27 protein-coding genes are annotated in these 24417 nt (G+C 70.5%); 13 read left to right on the forward strand and 14 right to left on the reverse strand.

Features of this window, described 5'->3' with window-relative positions; all coding sequences use genetic code 11:
- A complete protein-coding gene (locus ACYVK5_RS22640; RefSeq protein WP_460708236.1) occupies positions 1 to 1566 on the reverse strand; it encodes an MFS transporter in 1566 nt (521 codons plus the stop codon).
- Between the two features lie 92 nt (positions 1567 to 1658).
- On the opposite strand from ACYVK5_RS22640, the gene ACYVK5_RS22645 reads away from it, so the two are divergent.
- A complete protein-coding gene (locus tag ACYVK5_RS22645) occupies positions 1659 to 2213 on the forward strand; it encodes a TetR/AcrR family transcriptional regulator (protein ID WP_460708237.1) in 555 nt (184 codons plus the stop codon).
- Between the two features lie 30 nt (positions 2214 to 2243).
- Here ACYVK5_RS22645 and ACYVK5_RS22650 read toward each other — a convergent pair whose 3' ends face one another.
- Entirely contained in the window at positions 2244 to 2933 is a 690-nt protein-coding gene (locus ACYVK5_RS22650) for a response regulator (protein WP_460708238.1), read from the reverse strand.
- Positions 2934 to 3030: 97 nt separating this feature from the next.
- Here ACYVK5_RS22650 and ACYVK5_RS22655 point away from each other — a divergent pair, with 97 nt between their 5' ends.
- Positions 3031 to 4302 carry a sensor histidine kinase gene (locus ACYVK5_RS22655; protein ID WP_460708239.1) on the forward strand — a complete coding sequence of 424 codons (1272 nt, stop codon included), beginning with the start codon at positions 3031 to 3033 and terminating at the stop codon, positions 4300 to 4302.
- A 62-nt stretch (positions 4303 to 4364) separates the two neighbouring features.
- The gene (locus ACYVK5_RS22660) at positions 4365 to 5462 is read left to right on the forward strand and encodes a fatty acid desaturase family protein (RefSeq protein ID WP_460708240.1); all 1098 of its coding nucleotides are present in this window, start codon (positions 4365 to 4367) and stop codon (positions 5460 to 5462) included.
- A gap of 60 nt (positions 5463 to 5522) precedes the next feature.
- Here ACYVK5_RS22660 and ACYVK5_RS22665 read toward each other — a convergent pair whose 3' ends face one another.
- From ACYVK5_RS22665 to ACYVK5_RS22680, 4 genes are all read right to left on the reverse strand, one after another.
- A complete protein-coding gene (locus tag ACYVK5_RS22665) occupies positions 5523 to 7010 on the reverse strand; it encodes a copper resistance CopC/CopD family protein (RefSeq protein ID WP_460708241.1) in 1488 nt (495 codons plus the stop codon).
- A gap of 60 nt (positions 7011 to 7070) precedes the next feature.
- The gene (locus ACYVK5_RS22670) at positions 7071 to 7643 is read right to left on the reverse strand and encodes a DUF305 domain-containing protein (RefSeq protein ID WP_460708242.1); all 573 of its coding nucleotides are present in this window, start codon (positions 7641 to 7643) and stop codon (positions 7071 to 7073) included.
- A 101-nt stretch (positions 7644 to 7744) separates the two neighbouring features.
- Positions 7745 to 8224, reverse strand: a complete 480-nt coding sequence (locus ACYVK5_RS22675) for a hypothetical protein (RefSeq protein ID WP_460708243.1) — start codon at positions 8222 to 8224, stop codon at positions 7745 to 7747.
- A 10-nt stretch (positions 8225 to 8234) separates the two neighbouring features.
- Positions 8235 to 10334 carry a heavy metal translocating P-type ATPase gene (locus tag ACYVK5_RS22680; protein ID WP_460708244.1) on the reverse strand — a complete coding sequence of 700 codons (2100 nt, stop codon included), beginning with the start codon at positions 10332 to 10334 and terminating at the stop codon, positions 8235 to 8237.
- Positions 10335 to 10522: 188 nt separating this feature from the next.
- On the opposite strand from ACYVK5_RS22680, the gene ACYVK5_RS22685 reads away from it, so the two are divergent.
- A complete protein-coding gene (locus tag ACYVK5_RS22685) occupies positions 10523 to 10927 on the forward strand; it encodes a hypothetical protein (protein WP_460708245.1) in 405 nt (134 codons plus the stop codon).
- 111 nt (positions 10928 to 11038) lie between these two features.
- Positions 11039 to 11902, forward strand: coding sequence for a C40 family peptidase (locus ACYVK5_RS22690; RefSeq protein ID WP_460708246.1), 864 nt, complete (start codon positions 11039 to 11041; stop codon positions 11900 to 11902).
- A 59-nt stretch (positions 11903 to 11961) separates the two neighbouring features.
- On the opposite strand, the gene mmuM is transcribed toward ACYVK5_RS22690, so the two are convergent.
- Positions 11962 to 12864: a homocysteine S-methyltransferase gene (gene mmuM / locus ACYVK5_RS22695; RefSeq protein ID WP_460708247.1), complete on the reverse strand. Its 903-nt coding sequence runs from the start codon at positions 12862 to 12864 to the stop codon at positions 11962 to 11964.
- A gap of 11 nt (positions 12865 to 12875) precedes the next feature.
- Between mmuM and ACYVK5_RS22700 the strand changes: the two genes are divergently transcribed.
- From ACYVK5_RS22700 to ACYVK5_RS22710, 3 genes are all read left to right on the forward strand, one after another.
- Positions 12876 to 14084: a helix-turn-helix transcriptional regulator gene (locus ACYVK5_RS22700; protein ID WP_460708248.1), complete on the forward strand. Its 1209-nt coding sequence runs from the start codon at positions 12876 to 12878 to the stop codon at positions 14082 to 14084.
- 58 nt (positions 14085 to 14142) lie between these two features.
- Complete coding sequence (locus tag ACYVK5_RS22705) at positions 14143 to 14388, forward strand: hypothetical protein (RefSeq protein WP_460708249.1); 246 nt, start codon at positions 14143 to 14145, stop codon at positions 14386 to 14388.
- A gap of 192 nt (positions 14389 to 14580) precedes the next feature.
- Complete coding sequence (locus ACYVK5_RS22710; protein ID WP_460708250.1) at positions 14581 to 15540, forward strand: radical SAM/SPASM domain-containing protein; 960 nt, start codon at positions 14581 to 14583, stop codon at positions 15538 to 15540.
- 17 nt (positions 15541 to 15557) lie between these two features.
- On the opposite strand, the gene ACYVK5_RS22715 is transcribed toward ACYVK5_RS22710, so the two are convergent.
- Positions 15558 to 16316: an AAA family ATPase gene (locus ACYVK5_RS22715; RefSeq protein WP_460708251.1), complete on the reverse strand. Its 759-nt coding sequence runs from the start codon at positions 16314 to 16316 to the stop codon at positions 15558 to 15560.
- Positions 16317 to 16528: 212 nt separating this feature from the next.
- On the opposite strand from ACYVK5_RS22715, the gene ACYVK5_RS22720 reads away from it, so the two are divergent.
- The gene (locus ACYVK5_RS22720; protein WP_460708252.1) at positions 16529 to 17191 is read left to right on the forward strand and encodes a hypothetical protein; all 663 of its coding nucleotides are present in this window, start codon (positions 16529 to 16531) and stop codon (positions 17189 to 17191) included.
- A gap of 39 nt (positions 17192 to 17230) precedes the next feature.
- A complete protein-coding gene (locus ACYVK5_RS22725; protein WP_460708253.1) occupies positions 17231 to 18073 on the forward strand; it encodes a phosphotransferase in 843 nt (280 codons plus the stop codon).
- 1 nt (position 18074) lies between these two features.
- On the opposite strand, the gene ACYVK5_RS22730 is transcribed toward ACYVK5_RS22725, so the two are convergent.
- The 4 genes from ACYVK5_RS22730 to ACYVK5_RS22745 all read right to left on the reverse strand — a co-directional run bounded on the left by ACYVK5_RS22730 (position 18075) and on the right by ACYVK5_RS22745 (position 21239).
- Positions 18075 to 18527 (reverse strand): hypothetical protein, encoded by a 453-nt coding sequence (locus ACYVK5_RS22730; protein ID WP_460708254.1) that lies wholly within the window; start codon positions 18525 to 18527, stop codon positions 18075 to 18077.
- A gap of 5 nt (positions 18528 to 18532) precedes the next feature.
- Positions 18533 to 18916 (reverse strand): hypothetical protein, encoded by a 384-nt coding sequence (locus ACYVK5_RS22735; protein WP_460708255.1) that lies wholly within the window; start codon positions 18914 to 18916, stop codon positions 18533 to 18535.
- The gene (locus ACYVK5_RS22740) at positions 18913 to 19773 is read right to left on the reverse strand and encodes an HAD family hydrolase (protein WP_460708256.1); all 861 of its coding nucleotides are present in this window, start codon (positions 19771 to 19773) and stop codon (positions 18913 to 18915) included. The genes ACYVK5_RS22735 and ACYVK5_RS22740 overlap by 4 nt, the downstream gene beginning before the upstream one ends.
- Before the next feature lie 158 nt (positions 19774 to 19931).
- Positions 19932 to 21239 carry a helix-turn-helix domain-containing protein gene (locus ACYVK5_RS22745; protein WP_460708257.1) on the reverse strand — a complete coding sequence of 436 codons (1308 nt, stop codon included), beginning with the start codon at positions 21237 to 21239 and terminating at the stop codon, positions 19932 to 19934.
- A 190-nt stretch (positions 21240 to 21429) separates the two neighbouring features.
- On the opposite strand from ACYVK5_RS22745, the gene ACYVK5_RS22750 reads away from it, so the two are divergent.
- Both ACYVK5_RS22750 and ACYVK5_RS22755 read left to right on the forward strand, forming a co-directional pair.
- On the forward strand, positions 21430 to 22101 hold the full coding sequence (locus ACYVK5_RS22750) for a 2'-5' RNA ligase family protein (RefSeq protein WP_460708258.1): 672 nt from the start codon (positions 21430 to 21432) through the stop codon (positions 22099 to 22101).
- Positions 22102 to 22117: 16 nt separating this feature from the next.
- Positions 22118 to 22621 (forward strand): SAM-dependent methyltransferase, encoded by a 504-nt coding sequence (locus ACYVK5_RS22755; RefSeq protein WP_460708259.1) that lies wholly within the window; start codon positions 22118 to 22120, stop codon positions 22619 to 22621.
- 24 nt (positions 22622 to 22645) lie between these two features.
- Here ACYVK5_RS22755 and ACYVK5_RS22760 read toward each other — a convergent pair whose 3' ends face one another.
- Both ACYVK5_RS22760 and ACYVK5_RS22765 read right to left on the reverse strand, forming a co-directional pair.
- Positions 22646 to 23392: a sulfite exporter TauE/SafE family protein gene (locus tag ACYVK5_RS22760; protein WP_460708260.1), complete on the reverse strand. Its 747-nt coding sequence runs from the start codon at positions 23390 to 23392 to the stop codon at positions 22646 to 22648.
- A gap of 42 nt (positions 23393 to 23434) precedes the next feature.
- Complete coding sequence (locus ACYVK5_RS22765; RefSeq protein ID WP_460708261.1) at positions 23435 to 23737, reverse strand: hypothetical protein; 303 nt, start codon at positions 23735 to 23737, stop codon at positions 23435 to 23437.
- 174 nt (positions 23738 to 23911) lie between these two features.
- Between ACYVK5_RS22765 and ACYVK5_RS22770 the strand changes: the two genes are divergently transcribed.
- Positions 23912 to 24235: a hypothetical protein gene (locus tag ACYVK5_RS22770; RefSeq protein ID WP_460708262.1), complete on the forward strand. Its 324-nt coding sequence runs from the start codon at positions 23912 to 23914 to the stop codon at positions 24233 to 24235.
- Positions 24236 to 24417: the final 182 nt, after the last annotated feature.

Consider the following 24417-nt stretch of genomic DNA (forward strand, 5'->3'; position numbering starts at 1 on the left):
CTACTTCGTCCGGCTGCCGGCCAGGTCGCGCGCCTGAGCCGGCGGGCGTGACGCCGCGGCGGGCTCCGACGGGACGATCCGCCAGCACACGACCGCGGCGGCCAGGGTCAGGGCCGCGGCCACCAGGCAGCTGACCTGCAGCGCCCCCACGAAGGCCTCCCGGGCGGCGTCGACGACGTCGGGCCGGTCGCCCGCCGCGGCCACGGCGGAGGCGAGCGAGTCGGACACGCGCGCACCGACGTCGTCGGGCAGGTCCTGCGGGAGGGCGATGCGGGCGCGGTAGCCGAGCGTCACGAGCGATCCGAGGACCGCGACGCCGAGCCCGGCGCCCAGCTCGTAGGCGGTCTCCGAGATCGCGGACGCGGCACCCGCCCTGGCCGGCGGTACGGACGAGACGACGGCGTCCGTGGTCAGCGTCATCGCCAGCCCGACACCCAGCCCCGTGGGCACGAGGGCGAGGGCGAGCCACACGTAGTGGCCGGTGCCCTCGGCCGCGGCGATCGCGGTCATGCCGAGGGCCATGGCGGCCAGGCCGGCGGCGATCGCGCGCCCGCGTCCCAGGCGCGCCACGGCCACGCCCACCAGGGCCACGACGACGATCGACGCGAGCGTCGCGGGAAGCTCCGCGACTCCGGCCACCAGCGGGCTGAACCCGCGCACGAGCTGGAGGTACTGCGAGAAGAAGAACAGCAGCCCGGTGAGGGCGAAGATCGCGATGAAGTTGGCGAGCACCGCGCCGCTGAAGGCGGGAACGCGGAAGAGGTCGATGTCCAGCAGCGGGGACAGCGAGCGGTTCCGCAGGCTCCGCTGGCGGCGGGCGAACGCGATGCCGGCGCCGGCGGCCAGCGCGAGGGCGGCGGCCGTCGTGGCGTCGAGGCCGTCGCTCACCGCGTGCTTGATCCCGAAGACGAGCGGCACCAGCGCGGCGAACGACAGCGCGGCCGAGAGCAGGTCGAGCCGGCCCGGCGCGGGGTCCCGCGACTCGGGGAGCAGGACGATCCCGGCGCCGACGAGGACCAGGACCACCGGGAGGTTGACGAGGAACACCGATCCCCACCAGAAGTGCTCCAGCAGTGCGCCGCCCACCAGCGGCCCGGCGGCGGCGCCCGCGCCGGCGGCCGCGGACCAGACCGCGATCGCCCGCGTGCGCTCGCGCGCGTCGGGGAAGATCGTGCGGATCAGGGACAGGGTCGAGGGCATGAGCGTCGCCCCCGCGATGCCGAGCAGCAGCCGGGCGGCGATGAGCACCTCGGCGCTGGGCGCGAACGCGGCGAGCGCCGAGGCGGCGCCGAAGGCGGTGGCCCCGATCAGTAGCAGCCGCTTGCGTCCGATCCGGTCGGCGACGGTGCCCATGGTGACCAGGAGGCCCGCGATGGCGAGCGAGTACACGTCGCCGATCCAGAGCACCTCGGTAGCGGTCGCGTCGAGGTCGCGGGTGAGCGAGGGCACGGCCAGGTACAGGACGGTGCCGTCGATGGCGAGCAGCCCGACCGCCAGGACGAGGACGGCGAGCGCGGCCCACCGGCGGCCGGTGGACATCTCGGTGGCGTGAGCGGTCGTGGTCATGGCGCTTACTATACCGTCTGGTCGGTACAGTAAACGCGTGACGTCGCTTACTGTGGCAAGGTAGGGCGGCCGGACCGGGAGGGGTGCACGAGGTGAGCAGGGTTGCGGGACGTGACAAGGAGGCGACGCGGCGCGCGCTGCTGGACGCGGCGGCGCGGGTGGTGCGCGAACGCGGTGTGTCCGGGTCGCTGGACGACGTCGCACGCCGCGCCGGGGTCTCCAAGGGCGGCCTGCTGTACCACTTCGCCGGCAAGGACGAACTCCTGCGGGCCCTGGTCGTCGACCGCCTGGGACGGTTCCGGGCCGCGGTCCTGGCCGCCGTCGCCGACGACGACGAAGCGCCGGGCCGTCTCGTGCGGGCCTACGTGCGCGTGACCATCGACGCCGCGAAGGACGCCGCCGCGGCCCGCGAGGAACTGGCGCTCATCGCGCACCTGTCCACCATCGAGTCGGTGGGCGAGCTGGCCCAGCAGGACTCACGCCGGTGGCGGCAGGACCTCCGGGAGGACGGGCTGCCCGAGGAGCTGTGCGCCCTGGTGGTCGCCGCCGCGGACGGCGCCAGCGCCCAGCCCATCTGGGGCGACGACTCGACCGCGGACGAACTGGAGGCCCTGCGCGACCGCCTGCTGGAGATGACGTACGTGTAGGGGGTAGGCCCGCGCCCGGTCGAGCGTGATCTACCGCCCCGCGCGGACCAGGCCCGACTCGTAGGCCCGGACCACCATCTGGGTCCGGTCGCGCAGGCCGAGCTTGTTCAGGATGCGCGACACGTGAGTCTTGACGGTCTGCTCGGCGAGGACCAGCGCGTCCGCGATCTCGGCGTTCGACAGGCCGGCCGCGACCTGGCGCATCACGTCCAGCTCGCGGTCGGTCAGCGCGGACAGTGTGGCGTCGGGCCGGGCCCGCGCGTCCGGCCGTGCGGCGTAGTCGGCGATGAGTGCCCGCGTGATCTTGGGGGAGAGGAGCGCCTCGCCGTCGGCCACCACCCGGACCGCGTGCGTCAGCTCCTCCGGCGGGGAGTCCTTCAGCAGGAACCCGCTGGCCCCCGCGCGCAGCGCGGCGAACACGTAGTCGTCGGCGTCGAACGTGGTCAGCATGATCACCTTCGGTGGTGTGCCGGGCGACGCGAGGATCGCGCGGGTCGCGTCCAGGCCGTTCACCTTCGGCATGCGGATGTCCATCAGCACGACGTCGGGCCGCGTGCGCCGCACGACCTCGGTGATGCCCGCGCCGTCCTCGGCGGTACCGGCCACGGTGATGCCCTCGTGGGCGTCCAGGAGCGCGGCGAACCCCGCTCGGATCATCGACTGGTCGTCGACGATCAGGACGCGGATGTCCCGCTCGTGGGGGTCGGGGGAGGACATCATGAATTCAACCTATCCCGATCCCGGCGCCCGGCCCGCACCCGAGATTGGCTCTGGAGAGTGACGCCGCGCCCCGTACCGACCTCTTAGTCTGACAGTGATGGACCGCCACCGTGAACCCCGCCTCCCGGCCGTCATGCGCGCCCTGACCCGGACCGACACGGCCCCCGTCTCACCCGCGCGCCGCGCCGTCGTGTGGCTGTGGACGGTCGTCTCGGTCGGCACCGTCGTGCTCGTCGCTGTCGGGTGGCCCGTCACCGCGTCCGGCTACGGCACCCACCCGTCGGCGGCCATGGCCGGCATCCTCCTGCACTGCTCCGCCGCGGCCCTGGCGGTCCGGTGGCCCTGGGCGGGCCTGGGCGCGTCGGTCGCCGGGGCGCTGGTCCTGATCCTGATCACCGCCGGAGCCGCGCCCGAGTGGCCCTGGCCGTGGCCGGTCACCGTCCTGCTCACCCACTGCCTCACCGTGTTCGTCCTCGCCCTGCGCCACCCTTGGTACTGGGCCGCGTCCCTCTGGCTGGCCGGGGCCATGCTCACGGTCCTGGCGCCCGCTCTCACCGTCCTGGTGCCCGTGGCCTCCGACCGCGAGGCCGACGACGCCGTGATGGCCAACGGCGTCGTGCTGCTCTCACTGAGCGGTGCGTTCGCCCTGGTCGGGCTCCTGGTCAGGCTGTGGATCGCCAGCGTGGGCCGCGTCGAGGAGGCCCAGCGGCTCAGCGCCGCCGAGGTCGCTCGCCGTCGCGAGCTCGAGGAACGCAATCGCATCGCCCGTGAGCTGCACGACGTCGTCGCCCACTCCATGTCCGTCATCACCGTCCAGGCCACGACGGCCGCCTACCGCCTGCCCGGTCTCGACGACGCCGTTCAGCGGGAGTTCGGGGAGATCGCGGCCTCCTCCCGGCGCGCGCTGGGGGAGATGCGTGGCCTGCTCGGCATCCTGCGCGGCCAGGACACCGCGCCCACCGCACCGCTGCCCAGCCTTCCCCACGTCGCCGGCCTCATCGACTCCACCCGCGCCTCGGGCGTCGAGATCGCCTATTCGGGGACCGACGCCGAGGTGCCCGACGCCGTCGGGCTCACCGCCTACCGCGTCGTCCAGGAGGCCCTGAGCAACGCACTGCGGCATGCCCCGGGCTCGTCGGTCGCGGTCGCCTTCTCCTACGACGGCCACGATCTCACCCTCCGCATCACCAACTCCGCCCCCGAGCGGGCCGCCGAGCCGGCCCCGGGCGCCCGGCTCGGCCTGGCCGGGATCCGCGAGCGTGTCGGTGCCCTCCGCGGCACGGTGACGGCGGGCGCGCGGTCCGACGGCGGCTTCGAACTCGCCGCCGTCATCCCCGTCGTCGAGGACGAGGACCCACTACTCACGTAGGGGGTGAAGTTGGCTCCCGCGAGGGACGCGCCCGGTACGACCGCGTTCCTACCGTGGCGCCCATGACGATCGACACCCCGGTTCGCCCGGCCCGGTCAGCCCGGCCACGCACCGCACGCACCGCCCGCAACCCGCAGACCAACGACTACTTCGACCTCATGCGCCGTGTCGACGACGCCGGGCTCATGGAGCGACGGTTCCGCTGGTACGTATGGCGCACGGTAGCCCTGGCGGCGGAGCTGGCACTCGCGATCGTGCTGCTGCTGACGCTGGGCCAGACGTGGTGGCAGCTGCTGGTGGCGGCGGGTTTCGCCGTCGTCTTCACCCAGGGTGCGTTCCTCGCGCACGACGGCGCCCACCAGCAGGTGTTCACCAGCGGGTCGCGCAACGCATGGTTCTCCCGGATCATCGGCAACCTCGTGGTCGGGCTCAGCTACGGGTGGTGGACCCGCAAGCACAACAAGCACCACGGCAACCCCAACGTGATCGGCAAGGACGGCGACATCGCCACGGGAGCGCTCGTGTTCGTCCCGGGCGAGGCGGAGGGGCGGACCGGCCTGCTCGGCTGGGTGACCCGGCGTCAGGGCTGGCTGTTCTTCCCGCTGCTCACGTTGTTCGGCCCGGTGTTCCACGCGACCGCAATCCACGCCCTGGCCACCACGCCGGCGATCAAGCACCGGGCCGCCGAGTGGTCGCTGCTCGGGATCCGGCTCATCGGGTTCCCGGTGCTCGTCATCGCGTCCCTCGGGCCGTGGCTCGGTGCAGCGTTCCTCGTGGTCCAGATGATGGCGTTCGGTGTGTACATGGGGGCCGCGTTCGCGCCCAACCACAAGGGCATGCCGCTCATCCCGAAGGACGCCGAGGTGGACTTCCTGCGTCGCCAGGTGCTCACGTCCCGCAACATCCGCGGCGGCTGGTTCGTCGACTGGGCGATGGGCGGCCTGAACCTCCAGGTCGAGCACCACGTGTTCCCGCGGATGGCCTCGGGCAACCTGCGGCGGGCGCAGCCGATCGTGCGCGAGTTCTGCGCCGAGCGGGGGATCCCGTACACGGAGACCGGGCTGCTGGAGTCCTACGGGATCGTGATCCGCTACCTCAACCGCGTGGGGCTCGGGCACATCGATCCGATGGAGTGCCCGATCACGGCGCAGTACCGGTGACGTCCGGCCGCAGCGGTTCGAGGACGTTCGGCGAGGCCTGACCGTGAGGATCGCGACCGTTCAGCCCTGGACCGATGCGGCGACCAGCCAGGCTGTGAGCAGCACGATCACGACCATCAGCGCGGTCTCCCGGCCGGCACTGCGCTGCAGCGTGCCGCTCGCCGTGCGGGAGCGTCCCGCATGGCGCACCACCCCGCGACGTCGTGCCGTGAGCCGCGGCACGACGCCGAAGTGGTTGTACGCGCCGATCGCCCCGACGACCGCAACCACACCCATCTTGGCCAGCAGGAGCAGCCCCCAGCTGGTTTCCCAGAGCTGACCCGGGCGGTCGAGGATGCTGACCGCCAGCACCGCACCGGTCACACCGACCACCGCCACGGACAGGGCCGCGACGACGGAGAAGCGAGCTCCCATCAGCGCGGCGTCGAGGTCGCGCCCGTCCCGGCGCCGGTCGCGCAGCAGGAGCCCCATCGCGACGACGCCACCCACCCACGTGGCCGCGGCGGCGAGGTGTGCGACGTCGGCGGTCACGACGAGCCATCGCGGTTCGACGGTGTTGCTGTGGCCGCCGACGACGTGTCCGGCGCCCATCAGCACGGCGCCGAGGATCGCGAGCCACGACCCCGGCAGGGTGCGCCGGGCACCCGCCACCACCGCGACGGCGCCGGCCGCCTGGAGGCCGACGTCCCAGATCGTCGTGGGGGTGAGTGAGACTCGGATCGCGGATGGCGAGACGGCCGCCGCGAGATCGCCGTGCGCCACGAGCACCGACCTGGCGAGCACACGGACAGTGAGGCCGATGAGGACCAGCACGCCCGCCCACCGTACGAGCCGTAGCACGGACGGCACGTCGGCCTCGTCCCGGCCGCGCAGCACGAGGCCCGCGAACGCCAGACCGCCGGCGGCGACCAGGCCGCCCCAGAGCGCGGCAGCGCTGCCCAGCCTGGCCACCGTTCCCGCGGCACCGGTCACGGGGCTGTCCATCGCCGAGGGGTCGTGTCCCATGTCGTGGCCGTCGTCGGAGCCCGCACCGGAGTGTGACCCGGTGCTGCTGTCGTCGGCGCCGGTGTCGCCGGTGGTCTCTCCCGGGGCCGGCGTCGCGCCGGCCGACGGCTCGCCGGTGCTTCCGGAGGTCTCTCCTCCCGGGGCCGGGCCGGCGACCGTGAAGCTGAAGCTGCCTTCGAGGGGATGGCCGTCCTGGGCCGCCGCGGTCCAGGACACCGTGTAGTCGCCGGCGGTCAACTCGTCGGACGGGGTCGCCACCAGGACGAGGCCGTCCTCGGTGGCGACGTCGGCCGCGACGGTGCCGTCCGGGCCTTCGATCACCACCCCGTCGCCGAGCGGGCTCACCGGCAGCGTGAACCGCAGGGCGACCTCGGCGACCGGGGTGGTCGACGTCGACCCCGCGGCCGGTGCCGAGGAATCGAGCCGGGTGTGTGCGGTGGCGGACGGTGCGCACCACAGCCCGAGCAGGAGCGCCGCGAGCACCGCGGCGGCTGCCCGGGTCGCCACGGCGCCGGGATGCGGGCGGGCAAGGGTCTGGCGCATGCGCGGGCTCCTTCATGCAGGGGTGGTGCGCCGGCCCCGTGCCGGCACACCACCTGTCGGTCACATCGAGGCGAGGAGCTCTTCCATCGCCTGGATCTCGGCGTCCTGCGTGTCGACGATCGCCTGCGCCATCTCGATCGCGCCGGCGTCCTGGCCGGACTCGATCTCGGTCCGCGCCATCTCGATCGCCCCCTGGTGGTGCACGATCATCTGCTCCAGGAACAGGCGGCCGGCCTCGGGGCCGGCGGCCTCGCTCAGCATCTGCATGTCCTCCTCCGACATCATTCCCTCCATCCCCGCGTGGCCGGAGTGCTCGGAGACGCGCTCGGCGCCCCAGGTGTCGAGCCACTGGCCGAGCTGCTCGATCTCGGGGGCCTGCGCCGCCTTGATCTGCGTGGCGAGCTCGGTGATCTGCGGGTCGATGCCCGGCTCGGCCAGGACGACGTCGGCCATCTCGATCGCCTGCTCGTGGTGGGGGATCATCATCTGCGCGAACATGACGTCCGCATCGTTGTGCTCCGTGTGCTCGCCCGCCATGGTCGTCGTGTCCTGCGCGGGCTCCTCGGAACCCGAGCAGCCCGTGAGGGCGAGTGCGCCGGTCAGGGCGATGACGGACAAAAGAGTGCGCTTCATGAGGTCTTCCTCTAACTCGTCTCGGGGTAGCACTTGTCGGCACGGCCGTGCCGGGGCACGGTCGCGCTCTCCGGTCGGCGCGATGTGCGGCGCGGCCGGGTCTACGTCCGGGAGATGCAGAGCTCGTGCAAGGAAGGAGCGGCGACGGCGCCGACACCGGCGGGTGCCGGCATCAGCGGCATCGACCACTCGAGCGGGGCCCGCCACAGGAGCCGTCGTGCGGGCACGGCGAGGGCCAGGAGCGCGATGAGGATCATGAGACACATCGCCGTGGCCAGGTCGTGGCCGCCGCACCCGTCATGGCAGGCGCCCGTGCTCCGTTCGCCGACGGTGGGGACGTTCACGTTCTGTGCCGCCGTGCCGATGGCAGCCACAAGCTGTGCCGCCGTGACCTGCGCCCCCGAGGCGGGAGCGGCGACGGCGGAGGAGCCGTGCGGCACGTGGTGCGCGTGCGACGCCGGCGACCCGCTCATCGAGTGCATCACGACCACGCCGAGGATCACCGTCAGGATCACCAGCGCGCCGATCGGCCGTCGCCGAGGCCGGGCGACGGCCGGACGAAGGAGCGAGATCACGCGCACGGCACGGAGGCTATCCCACCGGCGGCGCCGATGAAAACGTCGTGCGGGTGCCGGCCGGGGGCCGGAGGTCCAGGCGGCGCAGGAGCTGGGCGTTGGCGGCCACGACGATCGTGGACAGCGACATGAGGATCGCGCCGACGGACATCGGCAGGACGAACCCGATCGGTGCGAGCACGCCGGCGGCCAGCGGCACGGAGACGAGGTTGTACCCGGCCGCCCACCACAGGTTCTGCTTCATCTTGCGGTAGCTCGCGCGGGACAGCTCGATCACCGAGAGCACCGAGCGCGGGTCGTCGCCGGCCAGGATCACCCCGGCCGACGCGATCGCGACGTCGGTGCCCGCGCCGATCGCGATCCCGACGTCCGCCTGGGCGAGCGCCGGGGCGTCGTTGACGCCGTCGCCGACCATCGCGACCTTGTGCCCCTCGTCCTGCAGCCGGCGCACGGTGGCCGACTTGTCCTCGGGGCGGACGCCGGCGAAGTACCTGTCGATGCCGAGTTCGTCGGCCACGGACCTGGCCACGGCCTCGGCGTCGCCGGTGATCATCACGACCTGCACGCCCAGGGCGTGCAGCGCACCGACGGCGTCGCGGGACTCAGGGCGGATCTCGTCGGCCAGCTTGAGCGCGCCGGCGACCCGGCCGTCGACGAGTACGTGCAGGATGATCGCGCCGTCCGCGCGCCACCGGTCGGCGACGTCGAGCTCACCGGTGCCGTGCTGTTCGAGCAGGTGCGGACCGCCGACGGCGACCTGCCGGCCCTCCGCGGTGGCGCTCACCCCTACCGCCGGGGACGACGTGAACTCCGAGGCGCCGGGTACCCGCAGATCACGAGAGCGTGCGGCGCGCACGACCGCGCGAGCCAGAGGGTGCTCGGAGTCGGACTCGGCGGCCGCGGCCAGCGCCAGGACGGTGTCCTCGTCGTCGCCGCCCGCGACGTGGACGTCGGTGACGGTGGGCTCGCCCTTGGTGAGGGTGCCGGTCTTGTCGAACAGCACCGAGGTGACGGTGCGCATGCTCTCGAGCGCGAGCCGGTCCTTGACCAGCACCCCGCCGCGCGCCGCGCGCTCGGTCGCGATGGACACCACCAGCGGGATCGCCAGACCGAGGGCGTGGGGGCAGGCGATGACCAGCACGGTGATCGTGCGCACGACCGAGGCGTCCGGCATACCGGCCGCGGACCAGAAGATCGCGGTGATCATCGCGGCGCCCAGGGCGAACCAGAACAGCCACCCGGCGGCGGTGTCGGCCAGTCGCTGGGCCCGGGAGCTGGAGTTCTGGGCATCGTTGACCAGGCGCTGGATGCCGGCCAGGGCGGTGTCCTGGCCGACGGCGGTGATCCGGATCCGGACCCCGGAATCGGTCGCCACGGTGCCGGCCACCACCGGGTCGCCCTCGGTGCGAGACACCGGACGCGACTCTCCGGTGATCATGGACTCGTCCATGCCGGCCGAGCCCTGCACGACCTGACCGTCGGCGGGTACCCGACCGCCCGGGCGAACGACGACGACGTCATCCACGCGCAGATCGGACGGTGTCACGGTGACGACGTGGTCGCCCTCGACGCGTTCGGCCTCGTCCGGCAGCAGCGCGGCCAGGGAGTCCAGCGCCGACGTCGTCCGGGCCAGCGACCGCATCTCGATCCAGTGCCCGAGCAGCATGATCACGATCAGCAGCGCCAGCTCCCACCAGAAGTCGAGCTGGTGGTCCAGCAGTCCGAGGCTCGCGCCCCAGGACGCGAGGAAGGCGACAGTGATCGCCAGCCCGATCAGCAGCATCATCCCGGGCCTGCGGGCGCCGATCTCGCTGACCGCGCCGGTCAGGAACGGCCGCCCGCCCCATAGGTACATCACGGTGCCGAGCACCGGCGAGACCCACGCCAGGCCCGGGACGGCGGGCAACGAGTAGCCGAGGAGCGTCGCGAACATTCCCGAGGCGGCCACGACCGGCACGGACAGGGCGAGCATGATCCAGAACAGGCGCCGGAACTGGCCGACGTGATCGCCATGGCCGCTGTGGTCGGTATGGCCCGCGTGGCCGCCGTGGTCCGTGTGGCCGACGTGCGCGTCGGCTCCGCCGTGCTGGTCGTGGTCGTGGTGGTCCTGGCTCATGGTGATCAGCCTTCGCTGGGTGGGACGGACGGGCAAGACGGCGGCGTGTGGGCCACTCATATATACCCTGAGGGGGTATCTACTCGGGGAATGTACCCACGCCAAGGGCCTCAGGGCAAGGCCGCATGACCGATGTTCCGATGAGCGTTGCCTGGCACCGTGTCCGTTCCGTTACTCTTGGGCTCGCCATGACCCTGACCCGTCGCATTCGACCGTTCCTCGCCGGTTCCCGGCGAGACCTCGCGCGCGTCCTGACGGTCATGTGCCTCGTGCTCGCTGTCATCGGCGTGCAGGCCGTATGCAGCGTCCACCTGGACGAGTCCGGCCACGGCGGCGGCGCGCACGCGGACGCCGTCGTCGTCGTGCCGGATTCCGGACACCACGGCGAGGGCAGGTACGACTGCCACGAGGGCGGCCCGGTGACGGCGCGGTCCGACCGGGCCCCGGCGTCGTCCCCGGACCTCGCCGCGGCGCCGGAGTGTATCGAGCCGTGGCGTGCCGCCGCCGGCACGCGCGACGCGCGCCAGGTTCCGACGGGCGTGGCCGTAGCCGCCGCGCCGTCGCTGCATGCCCTGGGGATCTCCCGGACGTAGACCACCCTCCGCCGGCGCGACCCCGTACGGGAGTCGACGTCGACGGGTTCAGCGCGCCCCGACGCGGGGCAGCGCGTGTGGTTCTCCTCCGATCAGAGAGGTCCCAGTTTCATGGAGCCCAGTTTCATCCTGACCCCGGCCGTGCGCCGCCGAGGTCGTCACCGGGCGGCGCGCCGCCCCGTCCTGGCCGACGTCGCCCGCGCCGCCACCGAGCAGGCCGGCGCCTTCGCCGGTCGTGCCGCCGTGGCGGCCGCGGCCGGCTCGGGCGTACTGCTGTCCCTGGTCGCCGTCCCCGCCCAGGCCGCACCGGCCGCCGGGTCGGTCGACACGTCGGTGGCGGGCAAGCCCCTCAATGGCGTGCTGGACGCGACCGGCCTCAACGCCGTGATCACGGAGGCGCGCCAGGCAGTGGCCGCGGCCCCCGTGGTGACCGTCGCTCCGGACACGGAGCTGAAGGTCGAGCAGTCGGCCGTCTCCGTCGTGCCGGCCTCGGAGAACGAGGCGTACCAGGCGGAGCTTGCCGCCGAGGCCGCGGCGCAGGCTGAGGCTGAGGCCGCCGCAGCCGCAGCAGCCGCAGCGGCCGCGGCAGCCTCGGCTGCCTCGGCTGCCTCGGCTGCCGCAGCGGACATTCCCGCCTCGGCGGCGAGTTCCGAGGTCGTGTCGGTCGCCATGCGGTACCTCGGGGTGCCGTACCTGTGGGGTGGGTCGACCCCGGCGGGGTTCGACTGCTCCGGGTTCACCTCGTACGTGTACGCGCAGGTCGGCATCAACCTGCCCCGCACGTCCTCCGAGCAGCGCTACGCCGGGACCGAGATCCCGTTCAGCGAGGCGCGACCTGGCGACCTGCTGTGGTCGCCCGGGCACATCGCGATCTACGCCGGTGACGGCATGCAGATCGAGGCGCCGGTCCCCGGCAAGACCGTCCGGTACACCGGGATCTGGCAGTCGGCACCGATCGTCCTGCGCGTCGGCTGACCTGACCGGCGTGAGGGGGCGGCACCTGCCCGCCCCCTCACGCCACCCGGATGCGGACGCTAGCCTGCGCCGACTACGGCGCGGGCGATCTTGCCGATGTCGGCCGGGCACACCCTGCAGCATCCGCCCACGATCCGCGCGCCGTCGGCGACCCACTGCTGTGCTTGCTGCCCGGAGTGCTGCGACGTACCCGTCCACGTGCGTCCCTGAGCATCCCAGCCCTCGCCGCTGTTGGGGTAGACGATCACCGGCTTTCCCGTGATCTCGCCTGCGACGGCGATCGCCGCTGACACGTCGGACGGAGCGCAGCAGTTGACGCCCACCGCCACGACCTCGGGCACGTCCCGTGCGAGGGCGAACGCCTCGGCCAGCGGTTGCCCGGCGCGTGTGCGATCGCCGTCGATGCTGTACGTCAGCCACGCGGGGATGCCGATCCCGGAGATCACGGTCATCAGCGCTTCGGCCTCGTCCGTGTCGGGGATGGTCTCGAGTGCCAGCACATCCGGTCCCGCGCCGGCCAGCACTTCGAGGCGGGGTCGGTGCCACGCCGCCAGTTCGGCCACGCTCAACCCGTACCCGCCCCGGTACTCCGATCCGTCGGCCAGCGCCGCACCGTAGGGGCCGACCGATGCAGCCACCCAGCGTTCCCGCCCGTCGTCGGCCACCTCGTCGCGGGCGGCTTGGCCCAGCTCGACGCTGCGCCGCAGCAGCCGCGCGGCGTCGTCCCGGCCGATGCCACGTGCCTCGAACCCGTCGAACGAGGCCTGGTAGCTCGCCGTCGTCGCGATCACCGCTCCGGCCCGGAAGAACGCCAGGTGAGCGGCCTTGATCTCGTCGGGGGCGTCGGCCAGCATCCGCGCCGACCACAAGTGGTCCGAGAGGTCGTGCCCGCGCGCCTCGAGCTCGGTCGCCAGGCCGCCATCGGTGATCAGGACGAGACCGTCCGGTTCGAGGAACACCACGACGCGACTCTATGCCCCGCGCGTTCGCGCTCTCGGAATGGCCACCAGCAGCGCGACCGCCCCGGGCGCCCGACGCCGGGGCGGGCCTGCCGCTCCTGCGGGAGGCAATACCCGCGAGGGGCACCGCCACGACCGACCAGGTCACGGGAACCTACGCCGTGCTCAGCGCGCTGATGACCGGAGACGACGCCGCGGCCTGCGAGCTGGCGGCGGCCCGGGTCGACATGTGCCGCGAGAAGGGCCTCATCGGGGCGTTGCCGCACGCGCTGCAGTTGCTCACCCAGGCGCACATCCTGCGCGGCGGCTACGCCGAGGCGGCCGAGTCGGGTGCCGAGGCGCGGCGGATCGCGCACGATACCGGGCAGGCGGGGCGGCTGCGGCATCTGCACGGCATCCTGGCACGCCTGGCCGCCCTTCGCGGTGACGACGAGGAATGCCTGCGCCTCGCCCGCCACGCTCAGGGCACGCTCCAGGAGCGTCACGGCTCCGGCTGGGGCGGCAGCGCACTGACCCTGCTCGACCTCGTGCGGGCCCGGTATGCCCCGGCGGCCGAGCGCATGGCGCAGACTCTGGACGGTCCGGTGGGCCACACCGTGATGGTCACGTTCGCGATCGCCGACTTCGTCGAGGCGTGCGCCCGGCTCAGCGAACCTGAACGCGCGATGGCGGCATTCCCCCGTTTCGAGGCCTGGGCCACGGCGAGCGGCCAGCCCTGGGCAGCCGCCGTCGCGCACCGCTGCCGCGCCCTGCTGGCCGTACCCGGCGAGGCCGAGGCGCACTACCGAGCGGCGCTCACGCTGCACGCCCGCGGTGGTCGCCCCTTCGAGCATGCCAGGACCCACCTGCTCTACGGCGAATGGCTGCGACGGGAACGACGTCGCGCCGACGCGGCCGGTCAGCTCCGCTCCGCCATGGACCTCTTCTCCACGCTGGGTGCCGTCCCCTGGGCCGAGCGGGCCGGGCGGGAGCTGGTCGCGGCCGGCGGGCGCGCTGCCCGGAAGGACCCGAACGGCGCCGGCGCCGCGCTCGACACGCTGACCCCGCAAGAGCTCCAGGTGGTGCGGCTGGCCGCGACCGGAGCCACGAACCGGGAGATCGGCGCCCAGCTCTTCCTCAGCCCCAGAACCGTGGGCTCCCACCTGTACCGGGCCTACCCCAAGCTCGGCGTCTCGTCACGCGCCGAGCTGGCGGACCTCGTCGCCCGGGCACGCCCGGCGTGACGGCCTCGGGGCGCCCGGCCGGCCCGCCTGAGGCAGCTCGAACGTGGTGAGGATGACTATGCGCACTGATCGGAAGGACGTCGACGAACCGTCCGCTCAGGACGGCACGAGCGTCGTCCGGCGCACCGGAAAGGGGCGCGGTACGCACGTCAAGGCCTCCTCGTGGTGCGTCTCGGCCGAAGAAGTAGCGATGAGCCGCGAGGTGGGTCCCGGGATGGGAGTCGACGCCAACGGCTGCGTCGCCGAATCTACCTCTTGGGGCGGAAACGAGGTCATGGCGGAGTACCACCGGGCGTACGTCTGACTCCCACATCGCTCAAGAAACGGCTGGTTCGATGCCGGGCCAGCCCTTTGTCAATCGCTTCTGTGATATGCGCCCATTTGTGCATCGTGTCAATCGCGCTGGTGATCGGGGTTCCGGGCCGCTCTGCTGTTCGATGCATCTCGCGCTGCCTCAGCGTTCACGACCGCCGCTCCCAACATGAGGAGGAAGTCGATGACGATCGAGACGAGCAGTTCCCGCGAGACCCAGGACCGCGCTGACACGGGCTTGTCGTTCGTGTGGCTGGAGATCACCGGAAAGTGCCAGTTGGAGTGCATCCACTGCTACGCCGAGTCCGGCCCGGCCGGCACCCACGGCGTGATGGACACCGCCGACTGGCGGCGCGTGATCGACGAGTGCGCCGAGCTGGGCGTGCAGATGATGCAGTTCATCGGCGGCGAGCCGACTCTCCACCCGGACCTGCCCGACCTTGTCGAGCACGCCTTGACGCGCGGGCTGGAGGTCGAGATCTTCTCCAACCTGGTACATGTCTCGGACCGCATGTGGGACACGTTCACCCGCCCCGGCGTCCGGCTCGCCTGCTCCTGGTACTCCACGGACCCGAAGCAGCACCTCCTGGTCACGAAGCGCAACACCCACGCCCGCACGCGGGAGAACATCGCCGAAGCGATCCGCCGCGAGATCCCGTTGCGCGCGGGCGTGATCGGGATGCTCGACGACCAGAACGTCGAGGCAGCCACGGCGGAGCTGAAAGCGCTGGGCGTGACCGAGGTCGGGGTGGACCGCCTGCGGCAGGTCGGGCGCGGCATCCGGGACCGTGAGGCGACGACGGCGGAGCTGTGCGGCAACTGTGGTGACGGCGTCGTGGCGGTCAGCCCGACCGGCGAGGTCTGGCCGTGCGTCTTCACGCGGTGGATGCCGGTCGGGAACGTCCGGGACGGCGCCCTGGCGGACATCCTGGCCGGGGAGGCGCACTCGGAGGCGACGGCGGAGCTACAGGCGGCGTTTGCGTCGCGACTCCCGGACTGCGGCCCGAAGTGTGGTCCCAACCGCTGCGACCCCGCGTGTGCGCCGTCATGCGATCCGGCGTGCAAGCCGACGTGTCCGCCGAGTTGCGGACCGTCATGCGGTCCGTGTGCGCCGAAGAAGCGCTGCTGGCCGTACTACCGGTAGCCCACTCCTTCCCCGGGTCAGTCTTGGAGCCGGTTCAGGAACCGTTCTGGGTCGGCAAGGAATGAACGGGTGAGCGTTACCGGCAGTGCGTCGTCGTATTCAACCTGCTCGATGCCGTGTTCGTCGAGTTGGTAGATGACCGCGGTGGGTGCGGCGAGCAGGATCGGTGAGTGCGTCGCGACGATGAGCTGGGCACCGTTCTGTACAAGTTCGCCGATCCGTGCCAGCAGCGTCAGGCATCCGGTCACCGACAAGGCGGCCTCGGGCTCGTCGAGTACGTACAGGCCGTCCGGTCCGAAACGATGGATCACGAGATCCAGGAAGGATTCACCATGAGAACGCTCGTGCGGGGAGACGCCGCCGTATGCGGGTAGCAGCGGAGGAGAGCCAGGGTCCCGGTCGAGGCGTTCGATCTCGGTCGACACGTTGAAATACGACTCGGCTCGCAGAAAGAACCCGTCACGTGGTCGCTTGCCCGCGTGACGCGCTATCCGTAGCAGGTCGGCGAGCGTGTGTTCGGCGGCGCGGGTGCTGAACGCGAAGTTTCGGGAGCCGCCCTCGGGGTTGAGCCCGCACGCGACGGCGATTGATTCGACGATTGTGGACTTGCCCGAGCCGTTGTCTCCGCACAGCATGACGACCGGATGATCAAGACTCAGCCCGTTCGTGAGTGCTTGGATTGCCGGCAGGTCAAAGGGCCAGCCGGCCGAGGGCAGGTCGATGGCACGCACGTCCCGCAGGAAGGCACCATGTTCTCGCGCATCCAGCTTGACCATGGCATTCATCCTGCCCTACCGCTGGGAGGCGGCGCATGGCCGAATTCACCGAGGAGACGTTGAGTGCACGGCGCAACCGCCTCGATGAAGCCCTGAGAGCCGGAGCACGAGACCTGGGGTGTGTGCTGGACGGGCAGATCACGCGGGGTTGGGGCGACCGCACAGCGGGTGTGTCCGGGACCCGAGGCGGTGAGCCGTGCTGGGTGCGTGTCGTGGGTGAAGACCCCGCCTGGATCCGCGACGACCCGACGTTCTGGACCGGGAACCTCGATGCGAACGTGATCTCGGGAGTACCCAAGCCCGCCCTGCTGGCCTGGACGGAACTGCGCGCCGAGGACCGCTGGTTCCGCATCGAGGTCCAGACCCTGATCACCGCGACCCCAGTTTCGCCTACCCCAGAACTCATCACAGATCCCAGGCTCAACTCCGCATGGTTCACGCGGCTCGCCGCCGCGCTCGACATGTTGGCCGATACGCCGACTGAGCGAGTCGTGCGCAGCCAGGATGAGGTCGCCCAGCAGTTGCGGCAGTACTTCGGCGACAAGATCGACCCCACGGTCGAATCGTGGACAACGACGCACGCCGACCTGCACTGGGCGAACCTCACCGCGCCCGACCTGACGATCCTGGACTGGGAAGGATGGGGGCGTGCGCCCGCTGGCTACGACGCCGCGACCTTGTACTGCCACAGCCTTCTTGTTCCCGAGGTCGCTCAGACCGTCCGCGCGCAGTTCGCGGACATTCTGGATTCACCGGACGGCCGCCGCTCCCAACTTCTGGCGGCGGTCCGCATGCTCCGCCGCAGTGAGATCGGTGACTACCTCGACCTGGTGGTTCCGCTGCACCACCTCGCGGATCGGATTCTCGGATGCTGAGATCTTGGTCCAGCCACGCATCTGAGGGGAACCGCGCTCGTGAATGACCATCTGCTGACCTACCGCGATCTCTTGCCACGCCACCTGGTGCAAGCCGTTGAAGAACTCGACTGCTCACCAGCAGGTGAGCCGGTGTACGGCTGGCATGACCGCACCCTGGGCATCAAGGTCCGCACCGCTGACGGCGGTGACGCCTGGCTCCGCATCGCTTCGGCCAGCGCCGACTGGGCTGACGAACCCGACTGGGTCGGCAACGCCGAGGCTGTTGGCCCGCAGTTCGCGGCCATCCCGAAGCCGCACCTGCTTGGGAGCCTCGACTGGGCCGACGGTGTCCGCATCGCGCGAGCCGACCTGATGACCTACGTTCCTGACCAGGCACTCGCAACCGGACTCGTACTCGATCACCCAGTTGACCTGCCCGATGTGTGGTGGCAGAGGCTGCGTGCAGGTCTCGGTTCCCTGTCAACGATCGACACCGAGCGCGTCATGGCGGATGAAGAGTCGATGTGGTTGCGCATCCTCGCGCTGTTCGGCGTCGAGGTCGATCCCTCGCGTGTCGATTGGACCGTCGCACACGGCGATCTCCACTTCGCCAACCTCACCGCTCTGACGCTGACGATCCTCGACTGGGAGGACTGGGGCTGGGCACCTGCCGGCTACGACGCCGCGACACTCGCGTGCGCCGCCGTCCTCCAGCCCGACGTCGCGGCCACGGTCCGCAATGTGTTCGCCGATCAGCTTACCGGGTACACAGGAGGGGTCGCCCAGCTCGCCGCCGCGTCCAAGTACCTCGCTTCCGTCGAACTCGGCGACGACACCGAGATCGCCATCCCTATCCGACGTCACGCGGAGAACATCATCCGCAAGCAGCTCGCTTCGTGACCTACGCGACCGGGAGGCGAGGCGCGGACCGCGCGAACACCGAGGCAGCGTGCCGAGGACCGGCCGCGTCGGGGAGGGCCAGCTCGAGGTCGAACCACGATCCGGGCACGTCGCTGCCCAAGGGCGGTTGCGTGCGACGCCAGCGTGACCGGACTCCATGAGCGGGCTGCGGGAGGACGAAGCCCGCGTTCTCGGCCGCCTTCTCGATCAAGTCCGTCCGGAGTTCGATTCCGGCCGACAGACCGCACACTCGGCGCAGGTTGGGATTCTGGCCGATCACGGCCCACAGCTCGCACAGGTCCTGCTGGACGCCCTCGCTGAGGCGCTGCACACTCCTGCTGCCGGCGCGGTGCACCCGGATGGTCGGTCGAGCGCCTACCAGGTTCAGCCCGGTCGTCGCGACCCGCAGTTGTTCGTGCAGGTCCGCCACTCGGCGGGCCTCACGTCGGCTCATCCCCATCAGCGCATCACATCCAGCGTGTACGTCGTGCCCCCATTGAGGTCCACGCGCCACTTCGGACGGTGCTCCTTGGTCAAGGGGAAGTGGAACCCGGCCGCGTTCACCGCCTGCGTGAGCTCCTCCATCGACATGCCGGCGACGTCGATGGCTGCCCGTGATGTCCACGCCGTCGACGGCGTCGCCGCCCAGACCTGACAAGAAGCCAAGCCCGAGGATGAGCCGTCCAGCCGGACGCGCACCGCGACGACCCCGGAGACCTCGATCCACCTGCCGGCGACTGCCCGCAGGGCCTCCACCAGCCGCGTCCACCGATCAGATGTCGCAGTCGACCCGCGATCCGCGGACTCGGCCGCGAAGTCCTCCCCGTCCTCGAAGATGGTCATCGCGTGCCCACCTCCACCTCAGCCACCCGGGACGCGCGGGTCGACAGGGTCAGGGAGTTCAGGGCCTCCACGACGCCGTGGTGGTCGATCGATCCGACGACGTAATCGGCGGCGTCCTTCACGGCCTGCGCCGCATTCCCCATGGCGAAGGCGTGATGCACCTGGTGCAACAGCGGAATATCATTCACGCCATCGCCGATCGCCGCAGTGTCATCAGGGTGAATCCCCCACCGCAGACGCAACGCATCCGCCTCTGTCGCCTTCGAAAGCCCACGTTTCGTAATATCCAACCAGTTCGGGCCGTTCGGAGTCGCGGTGCAGCCGGTGCCTTCGATCTGCGGCACGTATTCGGCGATGCCGGGTGCGTGCACGACGGCGCGGGTCACGTGCTCGGACCACAGCACCTTCTCGTGCACGACATGCTGGAGGCCGTTCAGGCGATGGGCCGGGAAGGGCTTGTTCACGCGCCATCCCACCCCGACCCGCTCCACCGCCATGGCCACCTGCGGTTCCACGGCCATCGAGACGGTGAACGCGGCCCACGGGTCGAACACCTGCTCGCGCAGGATCTCGAACGGACGACGCCGGTTCCCGGTCAAGGCCCCGGTGACCGCGCCGTTGGAGGCGATGAAGAAACTGCCCTTGACCAGTCGCAACTGCTCCGCGATCGGGAGGATGCCGACGACGGAGCGTCCCGTGCACGGCACCACCAAGATGCCCTTGGCCACTGCTGCGGCCACCGCGCGGCGCGCCGGCTCCGGCACGACATCGCCGCCCGCCGGGAGAAGTGTGTCGTCGGCATCGACGAAGGCCACCTTCACCGGGCGGCTGGCTGCCATCGTGGGTTGGGTTGTCATGTGTCGACCTGCTTCCGTCAGGTTGACCACGTTCCCGAACCGTCCACATCGGGTCGCGGGGGTTCTGCGTGGTCAGGTGTCGTCTGACGGTATGGCCGCTGGAAAACGCCGAGGGGTAGAACTTCTACCCCCTCGCGGAGGGGTACAGGTTGTACCCGTTACGCGTCGGCGAGAATGCCCATCTTGGCCGACAAGTACCGCACGTCATCACGGACGATGGCACTTGCCGACTCTGCGAGATCCATGACCGCTGAGCGCGCGAACAGATTGAAACGCGCCGTTTCCGGTGAGATATCGAGCGCCTTCTTCAGGAGGTGAACGACGGCGACCTGCTCGCCTTGCATGCTGTAGGCCCGAGCCGACTCGATCATGTGGAACGAGCGGCGGGTCGCTGACGGCATGGGGTTCAGGTCAACGTGTCCAGCTACGTCGACAGCCTCACTACCTCGCACCAGGTCGGCGTTCATCGTGATGGCGTAGGCATCGACCATGCCCCGACCAAAGATCAGGTACGGGTGTGTGTAGTCGTCCCCGAGCCGACGGGCCGCGTTGTCGGCGTGATCCCAGAACCGTTCCGCGTTCCCGCGCTGACCGATCTTGGCATACGACAGGGAAGCTGCCAGGTGCAGAAGGCCCCATCGGGCGAGGTCTTCCTGTCCGCTGTCCGGGCGCAGTAGATCCGCCGCTTTCATCGCGAGATCCACCCGCGCGTCGTGCCGCTCCCCGGCGTCACGGAAGACATGGTTCATGTACCAAGAGGCCGCGGCAATGGCCTGAGGGCTGTCCGCGTCCTGCGCGGCCGACATGGAACGGTCACCTGTGAGCATCACAAGTTCCGGCACCGGCTGAAAGGACAGGTAGAGCTGCGCGAGGTGATAGGTCTCGGCCAGGGCGACAAGAACTCGCCGCCGCTCGCTGCCTTCCCAAGCACGTGCCGCGTACTGCAAGTCCGCCAGGAGATCCGGGATCACCATGGCGACTCGTGTCCGATGGCCACCAGAGCCGTGCCACATCCGCCACGCTTCCTGGACGCGCCCGAGGAGAGCTCCGGCACTCTCTGGTTCCTCATCCCGGCGACCCAGAGCGTACGTCGTGAGAGCCTCTCGAACGGCCGGCAAGGCATCGTGCGCGGCCTTGGTGTAGCTGGAAGCCGAGATGCGTTCATCTCCCGTAAGCTCCGCGAGATCCTCAACCCCGAGCACCTCGGCGAGGCGGAAGAGCAAAGGGAGCCGAGGAACCTGAAGACGCCCGTTCTCAATCGCCTTGACCCACTCCGACGAGCGCCCGACGAGACCGCCCACGACGGCCCGCGTCTGTCCGTTACGCTCGCGGACTCGGCGCACTCGCCGGCCGAAGGGAAGTGCGTCGGGGGAAGTTCCATGGGGTGTGGACATCGTGGTCTCCGTTCCGAGTCCGTCACCCCGCACGGTACTCCGGTTCTCACACGAGGAGAACGGCCCCACCATAGGTGCCGCCGCTGTTCGAGGAGCCGCACAATCCCGCAGTAGACGGCTCCGGCCGATGTTCTGCCGTTCCCGGTCCAGCAACGTGTCGCGCAGTTCCTTCAGGCTGCATGCCCGTGGCAGGCTTTACCCGAGGCCCGAGAGGTGCGTGAGCTTGTCACGGACCGTTCCCGCAACCAGAGGGAGGGCATGGATGGCGTCGCAGGAACTGGCGAGCTTCGAGGAGCGGTGGGCCGAGTTCGGCCGGCTTGAGCGGCTGGTAAACCACTGGTGGTGGCGGCCTGGATGGCGGTTAGGCCGTAGCTTCTACACCTGGCACATCACCTTCGACAACGAAGGATCCGAGCCGCTGCACGACCTGGTCTCGCGTCTGCACGACGGGCTTGACGGCGTCGTCGGCCTCGACCCGATTCCGCGACGCTGGCTGCACCTGACGATGCAGGGCCTGGGGTTCACCGACGACGTCCCGGATACTGACGTCCGGGACATCGTCCAGGAAGCGACTGCTCGGCTGTCCAAGGTGCCGGTCTTCGACATGACCCTCGGCCCGGTTGAGGGCGACGACGAAGCAACCGGACTGCTCGTGCGCCCACGGGACGCCGTGCATGCGGTGCGGGATGCTATCCGCGAAACGATCGGCACCGTCTGGGACACCGTCCCCGAGGCCCCTGAATTCCGCCCGCACGTTTCCATCGCGTACTCCAACTCCGATGTGCCTACCGGGCCTCTGCGCGAACGCCTGGCCGTACTCCGCGAGCTGGAACCAGTGACCATCCCGATCCGCTCGGTCCAGCTCATCCGCCTCAACCGCGACCACCGGATGTACCAATGGGACACCATCACCGACGCGCCACTGGGTAGCTGACGATGGAAGGAGACTGATGGAACCGATCGAGATGATCCCCGTTGCGCGCGTGGTCGGCGGGCGGGCGGAGCCGACCGACGACTTCTGGGGTGGGACCCGGTCGATCATCCGGGTCGACGGCGACCGGTTCCCGGTCGAGGCGACCAAGGGACTGGAGGATTTCTCCCATCTGGAGATCGCGTTCTTCTTCCATCTGACCGACAAGGCCGACCTGAATCCTGGCGCGCGTCGTCCGCGTGACAACCCTGACTGGCCGGAGGTCGGGATCTTCGGGCATCGGAACATGCGCCGTCTCAACTGGCTCGGCGTGAGCCGATGCCGGCTCATCGCCGTCGACGGCCTCGATCTGCACGTCGAGGACCTGGACGCGGTCGACGGGACCCCGGTGCTGGACATCAAGCCGTGGTTCACCACGTTCGGCCCCCGAGGTGAGGTCCACGAACCGGCGTGGCCGGCAGAGATGCTCCGCGACTACTTCGCGCCCCACCGTGATGCGGACGTCCTGACAGATCGCCCCTGATGGCCTGATCAGGGCGAAGAGACGTCAGCGGAGAGCCAGGGAAGCAACCGAGACGACGGCGGCGAGCGCCAGGAGGCCCAGCACGATGTGTTCGTATCGTGCGTGGCCGAATCGCTGGAATGCCTGGGTGCCCAGGAACTGCCCGAGGAGTGCCGCGACGATGAGCGCGGGCCAGAACTCGTAGGTCTCCCAGACGCCAGCGATGAGCAGCGACACGACGCTCAGGGGAAGCCGGATCAGCGACAGGGCGACGAGCGTGTCGCGCATCGTGTGGGGCTTCAGGCCTCGGTGGACGAGGTAGTAGACCGTAGGCGGGCCGCCGAGCGACGTCGAGGTGCTCAGCGCTCCCGACAGCACACCTGCGGGGGCGGCCCACCGGCTGCTGACGGCGACCAGGCGTTCGCGCGACCGCAGCCGCAGGAGGACGGCGGCGATGGCGATGCCCGCGACGAAGAGTTGCAGGCCGGTGGCGGGGAGGGCGGCGAGCAGCCATGCGCCGGCGAGCATGCCCGGGGCCGACCACCCGGCGAGGGTGAGGGCTTCGCGAGGTTCCGGTCGGGGAATGCTGCGGCGCATCGCAAGGATGGCGACGTCGCAGACGGTTCCGGTGATCAGGATCGTCGAGACGGCTGCGGGGCCGCCGATGGTCGCGGTCAGCAGGGGAGCGCTGAACAGGGCGAAGCCGAATCCCGACAGCGACTGCACGATGCCGGAGACCAGGACGAGCGCGAACAGTGCGACGAGGAGTGCGGTGCTGCCCAGGTCGATCACGGCGGCTCCGCCCCGTCGCGTCCAATCATCAGCACGGCCGGTTCACTCGAGCGCCCGGTATTCGGCAGGAGGCTGCGCCAGTTCGGGGTGTTGCCGCCAGTACTGGTCACCGTGAAGACCCAGCATCGCCCAGTGCCAGGCCTCATCATGGAAGACCAGCTCGCGGAACGGGACGTCGTCCGACTCGTACGGATAGCACGCCAGGGCCGCCGCGTCAGCCTCGGCCTGTCCGAGCCCGCCGTAGCGGCGCATCACCCACGCGTAGCGGTGCCGCTCGCCGTCCAGGTAATCGGCATACTCGGCCTTGCCCCACGCCATGTGTCCGTGCGAAGACGAGGAGTGCATCGGGCGAGACCTCCGCGTGGGTACCCGGGGCGGCTGAGCGGCCAAGATATCCGACCCGAACAGGTTGCCGCCACCTGGTGAGCCCGCTTCTGGTCGGTCTGCCGTTGACGGCCCGCAGAGCCCGCCGTACGGTCCGAGCATGTTTCGCAAGAGCCCCGGCACCAGGAGCGCACGGTGAGTCGCGGAGGTGAGGTCTGGACTCTCCACCACTCCGGCGAGGCCATCGGCACGATCACCATCGACGGGGGTGATTTCCCCTGGCTGGAGGGCGCCTTCGAGCCGCATCCTGGGTTCGCGCAGTTCCAGCCTCTGTTCGATCGTGAGCTGGAACTGATCCACGCAGACCTGCCCGAGCAGGTGCCCACCTGGGAGTCGCTCTACGACCAGATCACGCGCCAGCTCTCCTTGCACGACCCGGACGGCCCGGTCGCCGAGTACCTGCTGCACATCGAAGGAGACCGGGCCTGGTTCCGGTGGAGCGACACCCCCTTCGAATGATCCGAGCGCTCGTCAGTCCTCCCGGTCGCCCGTCCAGGTGCGGACTGCGCCGATGGTTTGCGTGACGTCGTCGGGCAGAGGGTAGGGCAGGGCGTCTTCCTGGGCGCCCATCAGGCGTCGAAACTTTCGATGCTTGAAGGCGTCATCTATGTGGGCGAAACTTGGCCCTGGGGCGTCGATCG

Source organism: Myceligenerans halotolerans (assembly GCF_054782975.1).

Bases quoted from the DNA above. Each gene is read 5' to 3' on its own strand.
- ACYVK5_RS22730 (WP_460708254.1), bottom strand. From the start codon at position 18,527: ATGAGCCGACGTGAGGCCCGCCGAGTGGCGGACCTGCACGAACAACTG.
- ACYVK5_RS22700 (WP_460708248.1), top strand. From the start codon at position 12,876: ATGCCCCGCGCGTTCGCGCTCTCGGAATGGCCACCAGCAGCGCGACCG.
- ACYVK5_RS22745 (WP_460708257.1), bottom strand. From the start codon at position 21,239: ATGGTGGGGCCGTTCTCCTCGTGTGAGAACCGGAGTACCGTGCGGGGT.
- ACYVK5_RS22765 (WP_460708261.1), bottom strand. From the start codon at position 23,737: ATGCACTCCTCGTCTTCGCACGGACACATGGCGTGGGGCAAGGCCGAG.
- ACYVK5_RS22665 (WP_460708241.1), bottom strand. From the start codon at position 7,010: ATGCGCCAGACCCTTGCCCGCCCGCATCCCGGCGCCGTGGCGACCCGG.
- ACYVK5_RS22680 (WP_460708244.1), bottom strand. From the start codon at position 10,334: ATGAGCCAGGACCACCACGACCACGACCAGCACGGCGGAGCCGACGCG.
- ACYVK5_RS22710 (WP_460708250.1), top strand. From the start codon at position 14,581: ATGACGATCGAGACGAGCAGTTCCCGCGAGACCCAGGACCGCGCTGAC.
- ACYVK5_RS22715 (WP_460708251.1), bottom strand. From the start codon at position 16,316: ATGGTCAAGCTGGATGCGCGAGAACATGGTGCCTTCCTGCGGGACGTG.
- ACYVK5_RS22650 (WP_460708238.1), bottom strand. From the start codon at position 2,933: ATGATGTCCTCCCCCGACCCCCACGAGCGGGACATCCGCGTCCTGATC.
- ACYVK5_RS22685 (WP_460708245.1), top strand. From the start codon at position 10,523: ATGACCCTGACCCGTCGCATTCGACCGTTCCTCGCCGGTTCCCGGCGA.
- ACYVK5_RS22640 (WP_460708236.1), bottom strand. From the start codon at position 1,566: ATGACCACGACCGCTCACGCCACCGAGATGTCCACCGGCCGCCGGTGG.
- ACYVK5_RS22755 (WP_460708259.1), top strand. From the start codon at position 22,118: ATGGAACCGATCGAGATGATCCCCGTTGCGCGCGTGGTCGGCGGGCGG.
- ACYVK5_RS22735 (WP_460708255.1), bottom strand. From the start codon at position 18,916: ATGACCATCTTCGAGGACGGGGAGGACTTCGCGGCCGAGTCCGCGGAT.
- ACYVK5_RS22660 (WP_460708240.1), top strand. From the start codon at position 4,365: ATGACGATCGACACCCCGGTTCGCCCGGCCCGGTCAGCCCGGCCACGC.
- ACYVK5_RS22690 (WP_460708246.1), top strand. From the start codon at position 11,039: ATGGAGCCCAGTTTCATCCTGACCCCGGCCGTGCGCCGCCGAGGTCGT.
- ACYVK5_RS22670 (WP_460708242.1), bottom strand. From the start codon at position 7,643: ATGAAGCGCACTCTTTTGTCCGTCATCGCCCTGACCGGCGCACTCGCC.
- ACYVK5_RS22705 (WP_460708249.1), top strand. From the start codon at position 14,143: ATGCGCACTGATCGGAAGGACGTCGACGAACCGTCCGCTCAGGACGGC.
- ACYVK5_RS22655 (WP_460708239.1), top strand. From the start codon at position 3,031: ATGGACCGCCACCGTGAACCCCGCCTCCCGGCCGTCATGCGCGCCCTG.
- ACYVK5_RS22750 (WP_460708258.1), top strand. From the start codon at position 21,430: ATGGCGTCGCAGGAACTGGCGAGCTTCGAGGAGCGGTGGGCCGAGTTC.
- ACYVK5_RS22740 (WP_460708256.1), bottom strand. From the start codon at position 19,773: ATGACAACCCAACCCACGATGGCAGCCAGCCGCCCGGTGAAGGTGGCC.